Source organism: Bradyrhizobium sp. USDA 4454 (genome assembly GCF_054822705.1).
The window spans coordinates 1,122,883-1,140,844 of the sequence record NZ_JBTRCN010000001.1 but is presented as its reverse complement, the minus strand read 5'-3'; the positions used below and the strand labels follow the sequence as shown (position 1 = coordinate 1,140,844).

The following is a 17,962-nucleotide window of genomic DNA, read 5'->3' as shown; positions in this document are numbered from 1 at the left end:
AACGGTACTTGAGGGACTATCTCCCCGTCATTGCGAGGAGCGAAGCGACGAAGCAATCCATGCCACCACTTGCGGGACGATGGATTGCTTCGCTTCGCTCGCAATGACATGGGGAAAGCGCCGGGCCACTCATTCACCCGCGGCTTGAGTAGGTCGGAGAACCCGACCCGGTGCAGCATCTCGTTGCGGACGCGGTCGATCACGCCGAAGGCAACCTCGGCACCGTCCTGGGTCGGATCGATGTGGACACGGAACGGCCGCTTGCCGAACGGCGTGTCGACCACCTCAACGATCGCATCCGCAACCAGCGACGCATCGGCATCCTCCGGCACGATCGCGGCGAACGCCTTCATGATCTCCTCGCCGAAGCCGGCATAGGGACCGGCCTCATATTCGGCGACCCGCGCTTCATCGGCCGGACGGCCGGAATGCGCGAAATGGTTGGTGCCGCCGGTGAAGGCGCCGGGCACGATGATCGAGGTCTCGATGCCCCAGCGCGCGAGTTCGCGAGCATAGATCACCGCCATCGCATCCATGCCGGCCTTCGCCGCGAAATACGGCGCGAGATAGGGCGGCGTGCCGCCAGCCGAAGAGCTGCTCGACACCCAGATCACCAGCCCCCTGCCCTGCTTGCGCAGTTGCGGCAACGCTGCGCGATTGACGCGCTGGGTCGAGAGCACATTGACATCGTAGAGCTCGGCGAGCTGCTCGGGCGTGAAGGCTTCCGCCGGCCCGAACACCATATGGCCGGCATTGTGCATCACGACGTCGAGGCGGCCTTCCTCAGTGATGATCTGCGCAATCGCCTGATCGACAGATGCCTGCGAGCCGACATCGAGCTCGAGCGCGCGCAGATCGACCTTGTTGTCGCGGGCGAACTCCTCGATGTCGGCGACCGCGGCGGCGTTGCGGCCGGAGGTGTGGCGCATCGAGGCGTAGACGGTGTGGCCGGCCCGCGCGAGCGCAATGGCGGTGAGGCGGCCGAAGCCGCTCGAGGCGCCGGTGATGACGATGACCTGTTTCATGACACATATCCTTGTGAAATCGGGTTGAACGCGCGTTGGATTGAAGGCGAAGACGTCAGACCAGGCCGCCATTGGCGCGCAGGGTCTGGCCGTTGATCCAGGAGCCATCGGGACCGGCGAGGAACGACACGGCATTGGCGACGTCGTCGGGCGTGCCGAGCCGCTCCAGTGGCACCATCTTGGCGAAGCGCTCGATCAGCTCGTCCGACTTGCCGTTGAGGAACAGGTCGGTCGCGGTTGGGCCGGGCGCGACGGCATTCACGGTGATGCCGCGGCCGCGCAATTCCTTGGACAGGATCGCCGTCAACGATTCCACCGCCGCCTTGGTCGCGACATAGATGCCGTAGGTCTCGAGCTTCGTCCCGACGACGCTGGTCGAGAGGTTGACGATGCGGCCGCCATTGCGCAGCCGGCGGGCCGCCTCGCGCATGGTGTTGAAGCTGCCCTTCAGGTTGATCGCGACCTGCTGGTCGAACGCCGCGTCATCGCTGTCGACGATCCTGCCGAGCTTCATGATGCCGGCATTGTTGACCAGCACGTCGACGCCGCCGAACGCCGCTTCCGCCGCGTCGAACAGGCCGCGCACCGCGTTGGCGTCGCTGACGTCGGCCTTCGCGGTCAGCGCCCGGCCGCCGGCGGCTTCGATCCTGTCGGCCACCCCCTGGGCGGCCTTGGCATCGCCGGAGTAGTTGATGACGACGATGAAGCCGTCCCTGGCGAGGCGTTCGGCAACCGCCGCGCCGATCCCGCGCGAAGCGCCCGTCACCAGGGCTACCTTGTTGGTTTGGTTGGTCATTTCCAGTCTCCATCGGGTTGTGCGGCTCAGCCGCGTTCGATGGGAGGACACTACCCTTTGGCATTATCCGGATAATCATGCATTATCCGGCATCACTATTCGTTATTTTCGGATAATGGAATGGACCGTTTCGACGCGATGCGCGTGTTCGTCCGGGTGGTGGAGCGGCGCAGCTTTTCGCTGGCCGCCGACGATCTCGCTCTGCCGCGATCGACGGTGACGGACGCGGTGAAGGGCCTGGAAGCGCGGCTCGGCGTGCGGCTGCTCGAACGCACCACGCGCACGGTGCGCCCGACGCTCGACGGCGAGGCGCATTACCGGCGCTGCCTGTCGCTGATCGCAGACCTCGAAGACGCCGAGGGCGCGTTCGGCGGCGCGCGGCCGAAGGGCCTGCTGCGGCTCGAGGTGCAGGGCACCTTGGCGCGGCACTTCCTGCTGCCGAACCTGCCGGGCTTTCTCGCTGAGTATCCCGACATCGAGATCAACATGAGCGAGAGCGATCGCTGGGTCGACCTGATTCGCGAAGGCGTCGACTGTGTGCTGCGCTTCGGCCAATTGCCGGACAGCGACATGATCGCGCGGCAGGTGACGATGTTGGAGCGGCTGACCTGCGCCACGCCGGATTATCTTGCGCGCTTCGGTACGCCGACCGATCCGCTCGCACTCGACGGTCATCGCATGATCGGCATCCGCTCGCTGACGACGGGCCGGTTGCGGCCGATGGAGTTCGTGATCGACGGCGCGCTCAAGCAATTTCCGCTACCCTCGCCGATGTCGGTGACCGGCCCCGAGAGCTATCTGGCGAGCGCCAAACTCGGTCTCGGCCTCGTACAGGTGCCGCGCTTCCATGCCGAAGCCGATCTCGCCAACGGCACGCTGATCCCGGTGCTGCAGCAATGCCCGCCGCCGTCGGTGCCGGTCTCCCTGCTCTACCCGCGCAACCGCCAGCTCTCGCCGCGGGTACGCGTGTTCATCGATTATGTCATGCGTGTGTTCGCGCGCAGTTGATCGATCGCCGGAACCACAGCGAACCCTCCAACGTTATTCCGCCGACACCGGAGGGATTGAGCGATGCGGACGTTTTTCGGCATGATCTTGGGCGCGCTGCTGCTGGTTTGCGGCGTCTATGTGGCCGATTCGATGCGGACATCGAGTGTGGCCAATGGCGAGGTCGCGCAAGACACCCGCACCATCGTCAATTGGGACGTCGCGGCCCATGACTGGAATCTGCTGAAGACGCGTACCCGCGAGCAGTGGGACAAGATCGCGTCGAAGTAATCGCTGCCGTCACCATCCGATCGTGGACGCCGCTAGCGCAGCGCCAAACCCGGCTCCCAATGCGGCCCATTCCCGCGCCGTGATCGCCATCGTCACCAGCGCGACCACGGTCCCGACCAAGCCTGCCGGCCCGCCCGACAGGCAGCCGCCGACAATGAATGCGATGAACAGATTGCCGGGCGCGAGCCGGAGAAACCGCGCGGCGATGCCGTCCTCGCGCATAGATGCGGCGAGGACGTATCCGCCGGCGCGCATGGCATAGCAGGTGACGCCGAGGATGCAGATGACGCCGAGGACCTGCAAGTCATGCATCGCTCGGCTCCATCATGCTCACCAGCGTGCCGCAGCCGCCTCCGATCAGCATCGACCAGCTGGGATCCACGAAGCGGGCAACGAGCAGCGCTACGACGGCCGAGGTCAGCCACGGCCAGGGCGATCGCGCGTTCTTCCATTGGCTCGGAATAAGGGTCGCGATGAACATCGTCGGCAGCAACGCGGCGGCAAGCCTGAGCGGTCCGTTCGCCGCGAGCGGCGCGGCATAGGCGAGCGCAGTGCCGCCAACCCAGCCGACCGCCATCGGGATGCTTGATCCCAACAGATAGCCCGCGTCGGGCCCGTTGCGGTCCGCGTCCGAGCTCGTCATCAGCCACGACGCATCCGCGAGCAGAAACAGGCTGGGCAGCATCTTCCGGGGTGCCAATCCGCCAAACAGCTGGCGCAGATGGGCGCCCATCAGTAAGTATCGTGAATTCGTGGCGATGCAGGCGACCACCATGGCGACGATCGGCAGCGGACTGGCCCACATGCTGAGCGTGATCGCCTGCGCCGTGGCGGAGTAGACCAGCAGGCTGAACAGGATTGCATGCGCAGCTCCCAGCCCAAGCGCCTTGTAGGTCAGTCCCATCACGAGGCCGGCGGCGCCGTTGCTGAGCAGGAAAGGCAGCGCCGCGACCAGGCCACGCCGGAATCCAGCTGACGTCATCGTCGGGACGGATCGGGGTGGCTGGGCACTTGTAATGGTCATGACCATTATATTAGACTGGGTGGGAGGCCGTGATGTCAAGAGACCCCGCGCGGGCAGCGACGCAGTTTTTTGGAGGACGGGTCTGCCTCGACTTCGCCAACACGCTGGACTGGCGCACCTCCAACGATCCGCAGGAGCTGATCCCGGATTATGCGGCGCTGCTATCCTGGAGCGAACGCCGCGGGACCTTGCCGCTTGCCGCGACCAAAAAGCTGAAAGCGCGTGCGGCGAGCCGCGAGGCCGCTAGCGCGATGCAGACGGCGTATGATTTGCGCCGCGACATCTGGAGCATCTCGGACGCGCTGCGCGGCGGCCGCGGCGCGAACCTTGGTCTCGTCAATCGGTTGCTTGCAGCGACGCCCCGGCAACCCGACCTGGTGCGGCAGGATCGCGGCTATCGCCACGCGCTGGCAGGGACCGACGTGACGGAGCCGTTATGGCCGGTGCTGTGGTCGCTGACGGCCCTGCTGGCGTCCGACGACGCCGGCCGCATCGGGTGCTGCGAGGCCGATGGCTGCGGCTGGTTCTTTGTCGACGAGAGCCCGAACCGAACCCGCAGATGGTGCTCGAGCGAAGTCTGCGGCAATCGCGAGCGTGCGCGGCGCGCCTATGCCAAGCGCAAGGGCTCCGCGTGAGTCCACGCGAAGGGGCTTAGTTCTGCTCGATCTTGCGGCCCATATTGGCCTTGCGGGCGTCGGCGATCGCCTGCTCGAACTGATCCATGCTGAGCACACCAGGCACTCGATACTTGCCGACGATGAATGACGGCGTGCCGTTGAAGCCGAACGCCATCGCCTGCTCGTTGTTGCGCGACAGGATCGCGTCGATCGCCTTGGCGTTGGTGTTGAGATCCATCTTCAGCCGGTCCATGTCGAGGCCGGCGCCCGAAAGCAGCTCGGCGATGCGCGGCTCGGTGATGCGCGAATTGACCGAGATCATCGCCTCATGCGCGGCCTCGAACTTGTCCTGGTACTTCGCCGCCAGCGCCATCCGCGCCGCGACCTTCGAGACGGGCCCGAGGATCGGCCAATCCTTCAGCACCACGCGAACCTTGCCGTCGTCCTGCACCACCTGACGCAGCTCCGGGGCGAGCTTGCGGCAATACGGGCAGTTGTAGTCGAACCACTCGACGATGGTGATGTCGCCCTTGGCGTTGCCGATCACAGGAATATCCGGATCGCGCAGCACCTGATCCTCGGTCAGGACGTTGTCGTCCTCGGCACGCGCGCCGCCCGCGGCCAAGAGCGCGATGCCGGCACCAAACAGGCCGAGCGCGGCGCGGCGGGTGGTTCCGGCCTTGATCAAGGGCGATGTCATCGGGTGGTTCATGGCTGGCTTTCGGAAGGGCTCTTGGCCCTTCTACGTTCAGGACACGTTGATGTTACGCAGCAGCATATAGATCGCCACCACGATAATCACAGTCGCAAAGATAATATTCAGGGCGCCGCGGCGTTCCGACAAGTGCCGGGCACTGCGTGTGCCCAACAGGCCGCCCGCGATGCCACCGGCGACGAATAGCCCCGCCAGGCCCCACGACACCAGCCCGGACCACGCATAGCTCAGGGCCGTGGTCATGCCGAAGGCGGTGACGGCCACCAGCGAGGAACTGACCGCGTTCATGATCGGCATCCCGGTCGCCAGCATCAACGCCGGCACGATCAAAAAGCCGCCGCCGATGCCGAAGAAACCCGACATGGTTCCGGTCGCAAGGCCAAGGCCGATGATCGCGGGCATGTTGGACATCGAGACCTTGACGTCGGTCAGCCCGAGCCGCGCGCGGGTCTTCAGCATCAGGCCCGCGATGACCAGCATCACGATCGAGAACAAGGCGAGCAGCTTCTGGCCCTCCAGCATCTTGCCGAGGATCGAGCCGCCGAACGCCCCCAGCATCCCCGCCAGCGCGAACACCAGCGCACAGGACCAGATCACGGTGCCGCCACGGGCATGGTTGGAGAGATTGATCGCGGCATTGGCGGCGACCGCGATCGCCGAGGTACCGATCGCGACATGCGGCTCGGGCACGCCGACCACATAGACCATCAGCGGCACGGCCAGGATCGACCCGCCGCCGCCGACCAGGCCCAGCGAAAAGCCGACCAGCATGCCCGACGCCAGCCCAAGCACGCTTTGAGTTGCAGAGAAGACCAAGGGGAACAGACTCGCGTTTGCGGCCGCACCCTAGAAGGATTTGCTATTCTTTGCCATAGCAATAGCACAAAACTGCCATGTAACGGCGTCTCTCTATTTGAGCATGATCCTTTCGGAAAGCCGGATGCCACTTTTCCGGCTCATGCTCAGCGCAGCAGATATGTCACCGCCAGCGGCACCAGCAGCGAGGTGACCAGCGCATTCAGGCTCATCGCGATGCCGGCAAAGACGCCGGCGACCTCGTCGACCTGGAAGGCGCGCGCCGTGCCGATGCCGTGCGCGGCGATCCCGGCGGCAAAGCCGCGGCCGCGATAGTCGGTGATCCCGCTGAAGTTCATCAGCGGCGTGACGATGATCGCCCCCATGATGCCGGTGAGGATCACCGAGACCGCCGTCAGCGAGGGATCGGCATGCAGGGATTCGCTGATGCCCATCGCGACGCCGGCGGTGACCGATTTCGGCGCCAGCGACAGGATGATGTCGCGCGGCAGGCCGAACGCCCGCGCCAGCAGCACCACCGAGACGATCGCCGTCAGCGAGCCGACTGCGAGCGCGACCAGCATCGGCAGCACCGCGGCCGCGACCCGCTTGCGGTTCTCGTAGAGCGGCACCGCGAGCGCCACCGTCGCCGGCCCGAGCAGGAAGTGCACGAACTGCGCACCGGCGAAATAGGTGGTGTAGGAGGTGTGCGTCAGCAGCAGGAAGGCGCCGATGATCCACAGCGAATGCAGCACCGGATTGGCGAGCGGATGCCGCCGCGTCTTCAGCGATACCGCATCGGTCACGGCATAGGTCAACAGCGTCACCGTCAGCCAGAGCAACGGCGACTGCGAGAGGTAGACCCAGAGCGAGAACGGGTTGTCGCTCACGGAGCCTCCTCGTCGCGCGAGAACAGGCTGCTCGCCGCGACGAAGGTCGCAACCGTCGCCAGCAGCGTGACGATGACCGATACCGCGAGGATCGCCAGAATCGCCGTGCCGTGCTCGGCGAGCAGATCGAGTTTCTGCACCACGCCGACGCCGGCCGGGATGAACAGCAGCGACAGATTGGCGAGCATGCCGCGGCTGGCGCTCTCGACGCCGTCATTGCCGAGCGGCCCGCGCGCGAGCGCCGGATACCGGTCGCGCGCCAACAGCAGCAACAGCAGCAGAACCAGCCCGATCACCGGGCCCGGCACCGGCACCGCGAGCGCCCGCACCGCAACCTCGCCGACGAGCTGGCAGAGCAGGATCAGACTGAGGCTGGCGATCATGGCAGGGCGCTCGCGCGAAGCATCCAGCTATCAGGTCGCCGGGACGATGGGTTGTCAATGCGTCTGCATGCACACTCGCGTCATCGCGCTCGATCGAACGGCAAGACCCGTCATCCCCGCGCAAAGGCTTCGCCATTGTCGCTGGAGGTGCGAGCCTTGCGGCGCAATTGCGCCGCTGAGCAAGCCTCGAAGGATGCACGGCCCCCGGTACATCCGCGCGTTGCATCTCCGTCTGCCGAGAGTGTGTGGCCGTCGACCCTTCGAGACGCCGCTTCGCGGCTCCTCAGGGTGACGGTGATGGAGTCTGAGTCGTGTCTCTCTGCTCCCGTCGCTGCAGCGCCATCAGCGTCCCGCTCATGGTCGCGACCAGCGTCTCGATGCCGTCCGTCACCGCATAGGCGCGGCCGTCGCAGACGGTCAGCGTGCGGCCGGGCTTGATCACGACGCCGCGGAACACGAACCGCTCGCCGCGGGCCGGCGCCAGCAGATTGGTCTTGAACTCCACGGTGAGGACGTCGGAGCTCTCGGGCATCAGCGTGAAGGCCGCGATCCCGCAGGCATTGTCGAGACCCGCGGTGATGATGCCGGCATGCACGAAGCCGTTCTGCTGGCAAAACTCCGCCGCATAGGGCATCGCGAGATCGACCTCGCCGGGCTCCATCCGCGCGATCGAGATGCCGAGCGTCTGCATCGCACGCTGGCGCGCGAACGTATCGGCCGCGACTGCGCGAAAATCGGGATTCTTCGGCTCGAAGCGAGGCATCGTGGTCACGCGCTCACCGGTTCGGACGGCACGAGATGCGGCATCGCGGCGTAGCGGATCGCCGGCGCGAACGGCGCTGCCTTGCGCGCGGCGCGGTCGATATGCACGGCCGTGATCTCGCAGGTCGCGGCGATCTCGCCGGCTTCGGCATTGCGCATCTCGTGCAGGATGCGGATCGACTTGTCACGGAACTCGACCAGCCGGCTCTTGACCTCGACGAGGTCGCCGGCGAGCAGTTCACGCTTGTAGGAGATGTTCTGCTGCACCGCGGCCATGCCGCGGCAGGACTCGCGCAGATAGCTCGGCGTCAGGCCAAGCCGTGCGAACATGTTCCAGCTCGCCTCATCGAACTTGCCGACGTACCACATGACGTTCATGTGGCCGATGTGGTCGCAGTGCCAGGGATAGACCGTGCCGCGATAGGTCGCCTCGCCCTCCATGGTACTCCTCCTTCGATTTTTGATACGGTAGCGTATCAAGGACGAAGCAGGCTAGCAATACGGTACCGTATCAAAGCATGATCGGGAAAAGTGCGGAGCGGTTTTCCGAAAAGATCATGCTCAAACAACAAATTAGAGACTCGCTCGCGATGACGGTCCTATCGCGCATGAGGATCCGCGGAGATGACATGACTGAAAGCAAGGGCGATGCCTGGGTCGCGGCCGGCTTTGCCGAACTCGCGCATAGCGGCATCGACGGCGTGCGGGTCGAGGTGCTGGCGAAGAATCTCGGCGTCACCAAGGGCGGCTTCTACCGCCGCTTCAGGGATCGCGCCGCGCTGCTCGAGGCCATGCTGACGCGCTGGCGCGACGGCCGCATCGCAGCGATCGAGAAGCAGACTGCGCTCGACGGCGCCAGCGCACGCGAGCGGCTGAAGGCGATCATCACGCTCTATTCGGAGCGCATGAACACCGAGGCGATGGCGGTCGAGCTCGCGATCCGGCAATGGGCACGCACCGACGAGGCCGCCGCCGCGGCCGCCGCGAGCGTCGATGCCGCGCGGCTGAAGCAGGTCGGCCAGCTCTACCGCGCCGCCGGACTGTCGAGCGAAGAGGCCGATGCGCAGGCCTTCCTGTTCTACTGCTTCATCTTCGGGCAGAGCCTCCTGTTCCCACAGCGCGGCGCACGCAAGCGGGCGCAACTGCTGGCGCAATCGGCGGACAAGCTGCTGGCGGAAAGCCGGTAGTAGCGGCGTCGACCAAAAGCGGCCGGCTTGCGCCGGCCGCTGGTGTCAGCTCCGGCCGGGCTCAGGCGCCCTTCAGCTTCTTGTTGCATTCGCTGTAATAGCCGCCGCCCTTCTGGATCCACTTCATGCCGCCATTGCCGCCCGTGGTCTTGTTGGCGTTGTACTGGTCGAGGCAGCTGTGCATGCGCTGCTTGCCTTCGGTCTCCTTGGCGTATTTGGGATCGACCGCGTTCGGAAACACGGCGGGTCCTGACGGGGCAGCCGGCGTCGTGGGCGCGGCAGCCGGCGCCTGCTTGGCTTCCTTCGGCGCGGCCGGAGCCGGCGCGGCGGCGGCGGGCGGCGGAGCAGCGGCGGGGGCCGCAGCCGGGGTCGCGTCGGCGCCGCACTGGGCTTTGCGGAAATCATTCCACTTCTGGCCGCCGAGGGCGCCGGCCGACTTGGCCGCCTGGTACTTGGCGCTGCATTCCTGCGCGGTCAGGGCCTGCGCCGGCGCGCTCACCGCAAAGGCTGCAAAGCCCGACACCGCAATCACGCACAACAATCTGGTCTGAATAGTCATCCCACGTCTCCCATCATCCCTGGTTTCCCGTCGGTTTCCCTTTGGAGGCTTCCCTTGGGGAGCATTGGCATAAGACCATTATCCTAGCGCAACCCCAACTTGCGACAACGTGCGGGCGCGCCTGGGCGCTAAAATATTGTGGTGGCAGCACCTCGGCATGTTCATCCACGGTTCAGCATCGCCGCGCGACGTTTCGGCTCCTTTCCTCACGAGGTGCCCCATGAAGACGATTTCCACGCTCGCGACCGCAACTGCCCTTGCCTCCCTGCTATTGATGGGCGGAGTCTTCGCGCAAACTGCCGCGCCCGCCGCCAAGGACGCCGCTCCCGCGGCCACTGCGGCCAAGGCGCCCAAGGAAGCCAAGCCGCGCACCGCCGAGTCGCTGGAATGCTCGAAGGAAGCCGATGCCAAGGGCCTGCACGGCAAGGAGCGCAAGAAATTCCGTTCCGAGTGCAAGAAGAACGCGGCAGGCGGCGCCGCCGCCGCGCCCGCACCGACCAAGTAATACGCAGATAGATCTCGACGTTCGTCACCCTCCCCATCGGGGAGGGTGAAAATCTGTGCGCCGCACGAGTCGCCCGCGTTTTCCGGCGCAATGCTGCAATCGCGAGATGCATTTGTCGCGCGGTTGCGAATTTGCCATAAGGCGGCGTGACCCTGATCCGCGCTTCGATGGCGTCAGCCATTCCCGACCGCAGCAAAGTTCTGAACGGGCTCGAGACTCTCGTCATCGGCGCCGGCGGCGGCTTGCTGTTTTTATGGGCGGAGTTGCCGGGCGGCCTGATCTCGGGCGCGATGGTGGCGGTCGCGATCGCCGCACTGGCTGGCCGGCCGCTCGCGGTGCCGCCGGTGCTGACGCAGTCGGTGCTGCTGCTGCTCGGCGTCTCGCTGGGCTCGCTGATGTCGCAGCAATTGCTGCAGCATATGAGCTCCTATCCGCTGACCATCGGCCTGTTGGCGCTGGCGACGTTCTGCTCGACCTTCGGATCGAGCCTCTATCTGCAGCGCGTCCATGGCTGGGACCAGACCTCGGCCTTCCTCGCCGGCAGCCCCGGCGCGCTGTCGCAGATCACGATCCTGGCCGCGGAGAAGGGCGCCGACGTCGCGGCGATCGCCGTGGTGCAGACGATGCGCGTCATCATCCTGACCGCGGCGCTGCCAATGGTGCTGGCACTGACCGGCGTGACGCATGCCGCGCCGCCGCCACTGCCGACCACGGTCGCCTCGCCGTTCGGGCTCACGGCCCTGATCGCGCTCTCGATCGGCGTGTCGCTGCTGCTGCGCTGGATCAAATTCCCCGCCAGCTGGATGTTCGGCGCGATGCTCGCCTCCAGCCTGCTGCACGGCTCGGGCCTGATCGATGGCGGCCTGCCGCCCTGGCTCCGCAACATCGCGCTGGTCGGCATCGGCGCCATTATCGGCACCCGCTTCGCGCGGATGAAGACCTCGACCCTGCTGAGCCACGTCAATGCCGGGCTCGGCTCGTTCGCGATCGCGATCATAATCTCCGCAGTATTCGTCGCGGTGATCGGCTTCACCACCCATGTGCGGCTTGCCGATGTCGTGGTCGCCTTCGCGCCCGGCGCGATGGACGCCATGCTGGCGCTGGCGCTGACATTGCACATCGACCCGATCTTCGTCGGCGCGCATCATCTGTCGCGCTTCCTGTTCGTCACCATCTCGACGCCGGGCATCATCCATCTGTTCGGCCGGCCGCAGGACGACGTCGACGATTGAGTCTACCAACCGTCATCCCCGCGCAAAGGCTTCGCCTTTGTCGCTGGAGGAGCGCGGAACGCGGGTCTCGAAGGATGAACGGCCCGGCTGGTGGCCGTGCATGCTTCGAGACGCGCTACCGCGCTCCTCAGCATGACTGATAACGCGCAAGCGTGGGTGTCGAATTCACGCCTTCGCGGCCCGCATCACGCCCCAGCCGGCGATTGCGGCCATCAATAGCGAGATCAGCACGTTGTAGCCGGCGAGCGAAATGCCGAGGAAGCGAAACTGCACCTCGTCGCAGCGGACCACCTTGACCTTGTCGAGCTGGTCCAGCAGCGAGCCGGCCTTGCCGAAATCCACCATCGGGCCGGTGCAATCGGTCGGTCCCGGCCAGAATCCCCATTCGACGCCGGCGTGATAGGTGCCGAGTCCGGCATTGGCGAGCGCGGCGAGGCCGAGGATCGCGAGGCCCGCGAGCAGCAGCGGGCGCGGCGTGCCGCGGGCGGCCGCCAGCGCCACCACGGCACCGAGCGGGACCGCGAGATAGTAGGCATAGCGCTGCTCGAGGCAGAGCGGACAGGGCATGATCTCCAGCACGAGCTGGAAGAACCAGGCGCCGGCCAGCGTCGCGGCCGCGATCACGGCAATCGCCAGGGCCGAGGTCAGCGCCGGATTGCCGGCGGCAGAAGCATGCGACGGATGGGCAGTGGCAATCGTCACGTCGATCCTCCTGCGAGCATCGTTCCGGAAGGTCATGGCCGTCCTCCATGCTCAATCCGGGTCGTATCGCGCGAAATTACCGCTGTCGAGGCGCGGGACAATCACATCCACGCGGGTTGACCGTGACGGGCCGCCCGCTATAGTCCGCCGCGCTTCGCGACCCCGGCCTTATCCCGGCCTGGACCATCGCGAATGCCCCTGTGGCGGAACTGGTAGACGCGCTCGACTCAAAATCGAGTTCCGCAAGGAGTGCTGGTTCGATTCCGGCCAGGGGCACCAACTAGGTCGTTCGGGCCCGTTCGCGAGCGTCCGCAGCCGTCCGCACAGCACTCCAAGCCCTTGAAAAATCGGCACTTCTGCATAAATCGGTGTTCGTCACCGTTTGTTCTCATCCAACCCCAGCCGCGCGATTTGTTGGTATTTTTGTTGGTATCGGGAGAACAGACGTTCACGGTGACTTCCGCTATTCCGAACTATGGAATTGAGCAGATGGCTCGCAAGAACGACGGCGCGTACTCAAACCCCAAGCAGATCAGGAGCGACGTCGACTGCCGCGCCGCCCGACCGAAATTCGGCGGCGGCGCGTGGAGCCCGGCCAAGATTTCCGACGTGACCGGCGGCGGCCTCTATCTATTCGTCACGCCCGACGTGAGTAGGCCCGGGCACGCTGCTTCCAAACTCTGGCGGATGGGCTACCGATTCCACGGCCGTCAGAAAACCTACTCCATTGGCCCTTACGGCAATGGCAGTGATGGCTCGTTCTCTCTTGCTGACGCGCGGCGCGAGCGCGACAAGGCCAAAGAGCAGCTTAAGGAAGGAAAAGATCCGAGCACCGAGAAGCAGCTGGACAAGCACAGGCAGGCGGCCGCCCGGTCTTTCGGGCAATGGGCGGACGAGTGGCTCGCGAAGAAGAAAGTGGAGAAAGTCAAACGCGGCAGGGTCGTAGCGGTGCGCGATCCCAAGACCATCGAGGTGCTTGAGCTTCGCGTCGGCTACGTCAAGGGCCGCTTCGGCAAGCTGTGCAGGCAGGACATTAAGCGTCCGGACGTGCTCGCTTTCATGCGTTCATATGAAGCCGACGGGAAGCTGGAAACCCGCGACCGCGTGCGCAGCATCGGTGAGCAAATCTGCGACTATGCCGATGTCGAAGGAGACGGCTACAATCCATTCCGTAACCTGAATGGACAGATGATTGCGAACATTTCGACGCCGCGTCCTGGCGTCACCGAACCACGCGACGTGACGCGCGTTTTCAAGCTCATCAGCGCACCGTGGACGAGAGCGAGGTTTAGTGACGTTGTTGGCCTTGCCTTACGCTTCGACGCGCTGACCGTTCCTCGCCCCGGGATGGTCAATGAAATGGAGTGGACCGAGGTCGATTGGGACACCGAACGCTGGACTGTTCCAGCCGCCAAGATGAAGACTGGCTGGGACCACGTCGTGCCTCTGTCACGCCAGGCACTTGCGATTCTTAGGAGCGTTCAGAAGCTAACGGGTCATCGCCGGTACGCGTTCTCCTGCTCCAGGGACACGCCTCTGTCGAACAATACGCTCAACAAGCGCTTACGGCTGCTTGGCATTGACACCAAGACTGAACATTGTGCCCACGGATTTCGGACCACCTTCTCGACCTTGTCTCACCACGAAGAGATCAAGGACGCCAAAGCGTGGGACGGTGATGTCGTCGAGCTGCAGCTCGCGCATCTCGATAGCTCTACCGTCGAAGGTCTCTACAAGAAGCACGGACCGCTCGCGCTGATCGGCTCGCGCACAAAGCTGATGCAGCATTGGGCCGATCGGATTGACCACTGGCTCAATCCCAAGAGGGTCATTCCGATCAAGGGAGGCGCGCAGCGCTGAGCGCGCGCCTATCAGGCTGATTAAGGCTTGGTCACGCCGAAATAGTTGTGCCCACAAGTTCAAGAAGCGATCGCACTATCACCAAGCGCCGACGCCCAATCGTTGTTGTGGCAAGTTGGCCCGATCCAATCAACTCATAAAGCTTCGTGCGTCCCAAGCCCGTTACCGTGCAGGCCTCGTCCACCGTGCAGCTGAGTCGCTCCCGAAACGGGACCACTTTCACGTCGCGATCGCTCGTAGGAGAAAGCGGGTTTCTGGGCGAGCTCCGCCCATCCTCTTCCAATAGATCATCCGTCATAGTCTCTCCTTGTCACGAGAGCAGTCGCTTGATTGCAGCACGCGGGAGACAGATCGGATTAGCAAAACCCAATAGTGAAGGCAGTTCAACAGCTCCGAAAATTCACGAGCTGAGCTGTCGCAATTTCAATCGAGTTACGCCACATGCACATCAAGCTCTGGCAAGCTTCAGCGCATGTGATGAAACCGTTCAATAAGGCGTGAGCGGTGCAGGCGTGATAAACTGCCTCGCGTAAGAACGGGAGAAGATTGATGCGCGAAGATTTTGTCAAGCGACGTCAGCCCGACCGCTCATAACGGTCTGGTTGCAGGTTCGAGTCCTGCCGGGCCCACCAATGGGATCAATATCTTACTTGGCTCTCGTTGCTCGCAGAACGACCACCGCACCAGAAACCGCACCAGATGCGTCCACTTTTCGTTCGTGTGCAGGCTCGCGTGCCACAATCATTGGCGTGCCAGACAGACCGTTTGCCCAGACCGTGGCCGGACCCGGCATCTCTTGTCGTGCGCCGGTCGGATACATCTCAAAGAACTGACTTAGAATGATGGTTTCGTCACGTAGGTCAGTCCAGTAGAGAAGCGTACGCGCCGCGAGTGTGTGTTCTTTGGGCAAGAATGCGCAACCACGCGTCATACCAACCTGCTTCATCAAAACCTCCACATGAGACGATTTTAGGAAGGCGATATAGCGACAGGCATCAGGCTTCCTTCAAATGCAAACTTGCTTTTGAACAAATGGGTGGGCGCTGCGCAACCGCAGGTATACGGTGCAAGCGCGCCCCGAAATATCACTAGCCGCAGATCTCAGATTCTGGGTTGACACGGTTGACAGGTTGACACGCTGCTCCCTTGGGTTCGGCCGGTTGGAGGAAGAGTGCTCCCGCCGATCTAGGAGCTTTCCCGAACACTTCTCGGTGGAGGGAGAGAATCTAGAAAAAGAATTGCTCTTCTGCTGCGGCTGGGGTGCCCTCGGTAGGGAGAACATCCGAATCTCCAGGGCTCTCGGTATCACTTGGGCCATGCAAATTAGCCCGAATCCGCCAGCCCGGACAGTTGCTGCCCCTAAAGGAATGCGCTTTCAGTCCTGTAAGAGCGACCACTCATAAAGCCGGTGATGTCCGCTTCCGAGGGCAAAGCCGACACGTGCCCCCTACCCCGGGGATGTCGCTTTGTGATCCATAGGGGACCTCGCGTGCCGCTAACTCGGTCATTTCATCGTTACCAGCGATCACGCTGATCACCTCCCCCAGCCCAGTCTGTCTCTTCTGACTTGGCGAACTTTGCGGCTCAGCGCGTGAGGATGCAATCCACTAGGAGGAACGCATCAACCCGTCAGGCCCGCCTTCCTCAAACCCACAAGAAAGTGCTCGCGATCCAAAGGATCTCGGTATCTGTCCGTCCGCGACAGCACAAGGTCGAGACGGCTCAGCGGTAGCGCTTCGCCTCGCTCCCTCAATTCGCGCTCCCGTTCCCCGATAAACGCGTCTAATTCAGTCCGGGCTTCGTCGAGCCTGTCGATCTGCCCATAGCAGGCGGCCAGCAGGCAATGCGACCAGCGGTCGAGGGTCCGAATCTCTCGAAGCGCTCTGATGGCTTGCTCGTATTCGCGTGCCGAATAGAGGGCAAGCGCGTGGTACCAATGGTAGATATTAGGCGGCAGCGGGTTGAGACGTTTAGCTGTCTCGATCCATGTGAGCGCCTCTCGCCACCTTCCCCAGTAGACGAGAACATTGCCGAAGACGGCGGCGACGTCTGCGTCGTTGGGATTGAATTCAAGCGCGCGCTTGAAGTGGATTTCGGCCTCGTCGTCCCTCTTGAGCAGGAATAGCAATTGCCCGAAGACACCGTGAGACCAGGCATCACTGTCGTCGATGTCGAGGGCTATCTCCACATGTCGCAGCGCCTCGTCCAGCGATGACGCGTCCGCGGCCTCGAGGAACACGTTGCAGACATGCGTCCAGGCCACGTTCGCGTGGGCGCGCGCATAATGGGAGTCAAGGGCCACTGCGCTGCGGAAATAATCCAGCGCGTCGGCCAGGTCTTTCCGCGTCAGACGCCGCCATCGTTCGTTACCAAGCAAGACCAGATCGTATGCGGTGATGTTCGAAGTCTGCTTGCGCTTGGCGAGGTCGCGGTCGGCGTTCTCCAGCCTGCCTGGCAGGGTCGAGACAACGGCTCGGGTGATCTCATCCTGGACTACGAAGATGTCCTCAAGCTTGCGGTCGTAGCGCTCGCCCCACAGGTGATTGCCACTTGCCGCATCAAGGAGTTGGACTGTGACCCGCACCCGTTTATCGGCCTTGCGAACGCTGCCTTCAACCAAGTATCGGATACCGAGCCGGCGGCCAACTTCATTAACATCCGTCTTGCCACGCAGCGAGAACGACGAATTGCGCGCGACCACGAACAACGATCGGAACCGCGAAAGCTCGGTGATGATGTCCTCTGCAATCCCATCGGAAAAATAGTCCTGCGCCGGATCGCCACTCATATTCTGGAATGGAAGCACAGCGATGGAGGGCTTCTGCGGAAGCGACAATGTCGGCAGTGGGCTCGCTGCCGCACCTGCGCCCTTCACTCGGTACACTTTCGCCGGACGCGCTATATTCTTGAGCTGGTGCTCGCCTCTATCTTCGAAAATCACATCAAGCTTGTCGCGCACCTGCTGATACGCGGCGTCGGAGATGTAGATGCTGCCCGGCTCGGCAATGCCTTCGAGGCGGGCGGCGATATTGACGCCATCCCCGAGGATATCGTCACCCTCAATTAGCACGTCGCCAAGATTGATACCGATCCGGAACAACATTCGCCGATCCTCCGGAACATCGACGTTCCGTCCCGCCATGAGGTTCTGGACCGCCAAGGCGCACTCGACTGCGGCCACAATGGAAGGAAACTCCACGAGGAGGCCGTCGCCCATTGTCTTGAAGATGCGACCGCCATGGCTCGCCATGATTGGATCGATTGCCTCGCGATGTTCGCGGAGTGCCCTCGCTGTGCCGAGTTCGTCGGCACTCATGAACCGGCTATAACCGGCGATATCGGCGGCCAGGATGGCGGCTAGTCGGCGATCAATGCGACCCTGCTGAGAAGTGACCATGGCGGTGCCCTTTGAGCGGGTATTCTACACCAACGGCAGCGGCGGTGCATGGCTCGCCAGGCTCGAGCCTGCTCTGGGGCCGAGCCTGACAGAGGTGTGCTGGGCTCACCCCGGGGTCTTGGAGGTCGGCACTTGGCCCATCGCTTCCGTTGGCGCATCGCAGCGACATGCCCGAAGCCAGAGTAAACCGGAAGCGCTCCGGCGTGCTCAAAGGGCGCTTTTGACCCATACGACA

At 63.8% G+C, this 17,962-nt stretch carries 21 protein-coding genes, 1 tRNA gene and 1 pseudogene; 8 read left to right on the top strand and 15 right to left on the bottom strand.

The annotated features are described in order from the left end of the window. Positions 1-134: 134 nt before the first annotated feature. Both ACVIW0_RS05280 and ACVIW0_RS05275 read right to left on the bottom strand, forming a co-directional pair. Positions 135-1,025: pseudogene (locus tag ACVIW0_RS05280) on the bottom strand (SDR family oxidoreductase); the annotation flags it as partial. Between the two features lie 55 nt (positions 1,026-1,080). Continuing rightward, positions 1,081-1,821, bottom strand: a complete 741-nt coding sequence (locus ACVIW0_RS05275; protein WP_461351376.1) for an SDR family oxidoreductase — start codon at positions 1,819-1,821, stop codon at positions 1,081-1,083. A gap of 120 nt (positions 1,822-1,941) precedes the next feature. On the opposite strand from ACVIW0_RS05275, the gene ACVIW0_RS05270 reads away from it, so the two are divergent. Beyond that, positions 1,942-2,829, top strand: a complete 888-nt coding sequence (locus ACVIW0_RS05270; protein ID WP_461351375.1) for a LysR family transcriptional regulator — start codon at positions 1,942-1,944, stop codon at positions 2,827-2,829. A gap of 63 nt (positions 2,830-2,892) precedes the next feature. Continuing rightward, a complete protein-coding gene (locus ACVIW0_RS05265; protein WP_050629757.1) occupies positions 2,893-3,099 on the top strand; it encodes a hypothetical protein in 207 nt (68 codons plus the stop codon). Positions 3,100-3,108: 9 nt separating this feature from the next. On the opposite strand, the gene ACVIW0_RS05260 is transcribed toward ACVIW0_RS05265, so the two are convergent. Both ACVIW0_RS05260 and ACVIW0_RS05255 read right to left on the bottom strand, forming a co-directional pair. After that, complete coding sequence (locus ACVIW0_RS05260) at positions 3,109-3,411, bottom strand: AzlD domain-containing protein (protein ID WP_461351374.1); 303 nt, start codon at positions 3,409-3,411, stop codon at positions 3,109-3,111. Further along, complete coding sequence (locus tag ACVIW0_RS05255) at positions 3,404-4,081, bottom strand: AzlC family ABC transporter permease (RefSeq protein WP_461351373.1); 678 nt, start codon at positions 4,079-4,081, stop codon at positions 3,404-3,406. The genes ACVIW0_RS05260 and ACVIW0_RS05255 overlap by 8 nt, the downstream gene beginning before the upstream one ends. 74 nt (positions 4,082-4,155) lie before the next feature. Between ACVIW0_RS05255 and ACVIW0_RS05250 the strand changes: the two genes are divergently transcribed. After that, on the top strand, positions 4,156-4,758 hold the full coding sequence (locus ACVIW0_RS05250) for a CGNR zinc finger domain-containing protein (RefSeq protein WP_461351372.1): 603 nt from the start codon (positions 4,156-4,158) through the stop codon (positions 4,756-4,758). 16 nt (positions 4,759-4,774) lie between these two features. Here ACVIW0_RS05250 and ACVIW0_RS05245 read toward each other — a convergent pair whose 3' ends face one another. The 6 genes from ACVIW0_RS05245 to ACVIW0_RS05220 all read right to left on the bottom strand — a co-directional run bounded on the left by ACVIW0_RS05245 (position 4,775) and on the right by ACVIW0_RS05220 (position 8,726). Beyond that, entirely contained in the window at positions 4,775-5,440 is a 666-nt protein-coding gene (locus ACVIW0_RS05245) for a DsbA family protein (RefSeq protein WP_461351371.1), read from the bottom strand. A 48-nt stretch (positions 5,441-5,488) separates the two neighbouring features. Then, on the bottom strand, positions 5,489-6,226 hold the full coding sequence (locus ACVIW0_RS05240; protein ID WP_461351370.1) for a sulfite exporter TauE/SafE family protein: 738 nt from the start codon (positions 6,224-6,226) through the stop codon (positions 5,489-5,491). A gap of 191 nt (positions 6,227-6,417) precedes the next feature. Further along, the gene (locus tag ACVIW0_RS05235) at positions 6,418-7,140 is read right to left on the bottom strand and encodes an LrgB family protein (RefSeq protein WP_461351369.1); all 723 of its coding nucleotides are present in this window, start codon (positions 7,138-7,140) and stop codon (positions 6,418-6,420) included. Continuing rightward, positions 7,137-7,523 (bottom strand): CidA/LrgA family protein, encoded by a 387-nt coding sequence (locus ACVIW0_RS05230; protein ID WP_461351368.1) that lies wholly within the window; start codon positions 7,521-7,523, stop codon positions 7,137-7,139. The genes ACVIW0_RS05235 and ACVIW0_RS05230 overlap by 4 nt, the downstream gene beginning before the upstream one ends. Positions 7,524-7,806: 283 nt before the next feature. Further along, complete coding sequence (locus ACVIW0_RS05225) at positions 7,807-8,286, bottom strand: PaaI family thioesterase (protein WP_461357246.1); 480 nt, start codon at positions 8,284-8,286, stop codon at positions 7,807-7,809. A 5-nt stretch (positions 8,287-8,291) separates the two neighbouring features. Then, positions 8,292-8,726 (bottom strand): acyl-CoA thioesterase, encoded by a 435-nt coding sequence (locus ACVIW0_RS05220; RefSeq protein WP_461351367.1) that lies wholly within the window; start codon positions 8,724-8,726, stop codon positions 8,292-8,294. 188 nt (positions 8,727-8,914) lie between these two features. Between ACVIW0_RS05220 and ACVIW0_RS05215 the strand changes: the two genes are divergently transcribed. Continuing rightward, positions 8,915-9,472, top strand: coding sequence for a TetR/AcrR family transcriptional regulator (locus ACVIW0_RS05215; RefSeq protein WP_461351366.1), 558 nt, complete (start codon positions 8,915-8,917; stop codon positions 9,470-9,472). Between the two features lie 61 nt (positions 9,473-9,533). Here the strand turns inward: ACVIW0_RS05215 and ACVIW0_RS05210 are convergent, their stop codons facing one another. Continuing rightward, positions 9,534-10,031, bottom strand: coding sequence for a hypothetical protein (locus ACVIW0_RS05210; RefSeq protein WP_461351365.1), 498 nt, complete (start codon positions 10,029-10,031; stop codon positions 9,534-9,536). Between the two features lie 220 nt (positions 10,032-10,251). Here ACVIW0_RS05210 and ACVIW0_RS05205 point away from each other — a divergent pair, with 220 nt between their 5' ends. Together ACVIW0_RS05205 and ACVIW0_RS05200 are read left to right on the top strand one after the other, a co-directional pair. Continuing rightward, complete coding sequence (locus ACVIW0_RS05205) at positions 10,252-10,536, top strand: PsiF family protein (RefSeq protein ID WP_461351364.1); 285 nt, start codon at positions 10,252-10,254, stop codon at positions 10,534-10,536. Positions 10,537-10,682: 146 nt separating this feature from the next. Continuing rightward, positions 10,683-11,768: an AbrB family transcriptional regulator gene (locus ACVIW0_RS05200; RefSeq protein ID WP_461351363.1), complete on the top strand. Its 1,086-nt coding sequence runs from the start codon at positions 10,683-10,685 to the stop codon at positions 11,766-11,768. Between the two features lie 165 nt (positions 11,769-11,933). Here the strand turns inward: ACVIW0_RS05200 and ACVIW0_RS05195 are convergent, their stop codons facing one another. Then, positions 11,934-12,506 carry a disulfide bond formation protein B gene (locus ACVIW0_RS05195; protein ID WP_461351362.1) on the bottom strand — a complete coding sequence of 191 codons (573 nt, stop codon included), beginning with the start codon at positions 12,504-12,506 and terminating at the stop codon, positions 11,934-11,936. Positions 12,507-12,664: 158 nt separating this feature from the next. On the opposite strand from ACVIW0_RS05195, the gene ACVIW0_RS05190 reads away from it, so the two are divergent. Continuing rightward, positions 12,665-12,749, top strand: a tRNA-Leu gene (locus tag ACVIW0_RS05190). Positions 12,750-12,959: 210 nt separating this feature from the next. Further along, complete coding sequence (locus tag ACVIW0_RS05185) at positions 12,960-14,330, top strand: tyrosine-type recombinase/integrase (protein WP_461351361.1); 1,371 nt, start codon at positions 12,960-12,962, stop codon at positions 14,328-14,330. 31 nt (positions 14,331-14,361) lie between these two features. On the opposite strand, the gene ACVIW0_RS05180 is transcribed toward ACVIW0_RS05185, so the two are convergent. The 3 genes from ACVIW0_RS05180 to ACVIW0_RS05170 all read right to left on the bottom strand — a co-directional run bounded on the left by ACVIW0_RS05180 (position 14,362) and on the right by ACVIW0_RS05170 (position 17,727). Continuing rightward, positions 14,362-14,628, bottom strand: a complete 267-nt coding sequence (locus ACVIW0_RS05180; RefSeq protein WP_461351360.1) for a helix-turn-helix domain-containing protein — start codon at positions 14,626-14,628, stop codon at positions 14,362-14,364. Positions 14,629-14,976: 348 nt separating this feature from the next. Then, positions 14,977-15,276, bottom strand: coding sequence for a hypothetical protein (locus ACVIW0_RS05175; protein ID WP_461351359.1), 300 nt, complete (start codon positions 15,274-15,276; stop codon positions 14,977-14,979). Positions 15,277-15,951: 675 nt separating this feature from the next. Further along, positions 15,952-17,727 carry an adenylate/guanylate cyclase domain-containing protein gene (locus tag ACVIW0_RS05170; RefSeq protein ID WP_461351358.1) on the bottom strand — a complete coding sequence of 592 codons (1,776 nt, stop codon included), beginning with the start codon at positions 17,725-17,727 and terminating at the stop codon, positions 15,952-15,954. Positions 17,728-17,962 lie beyond the last annotated feature (235 nt).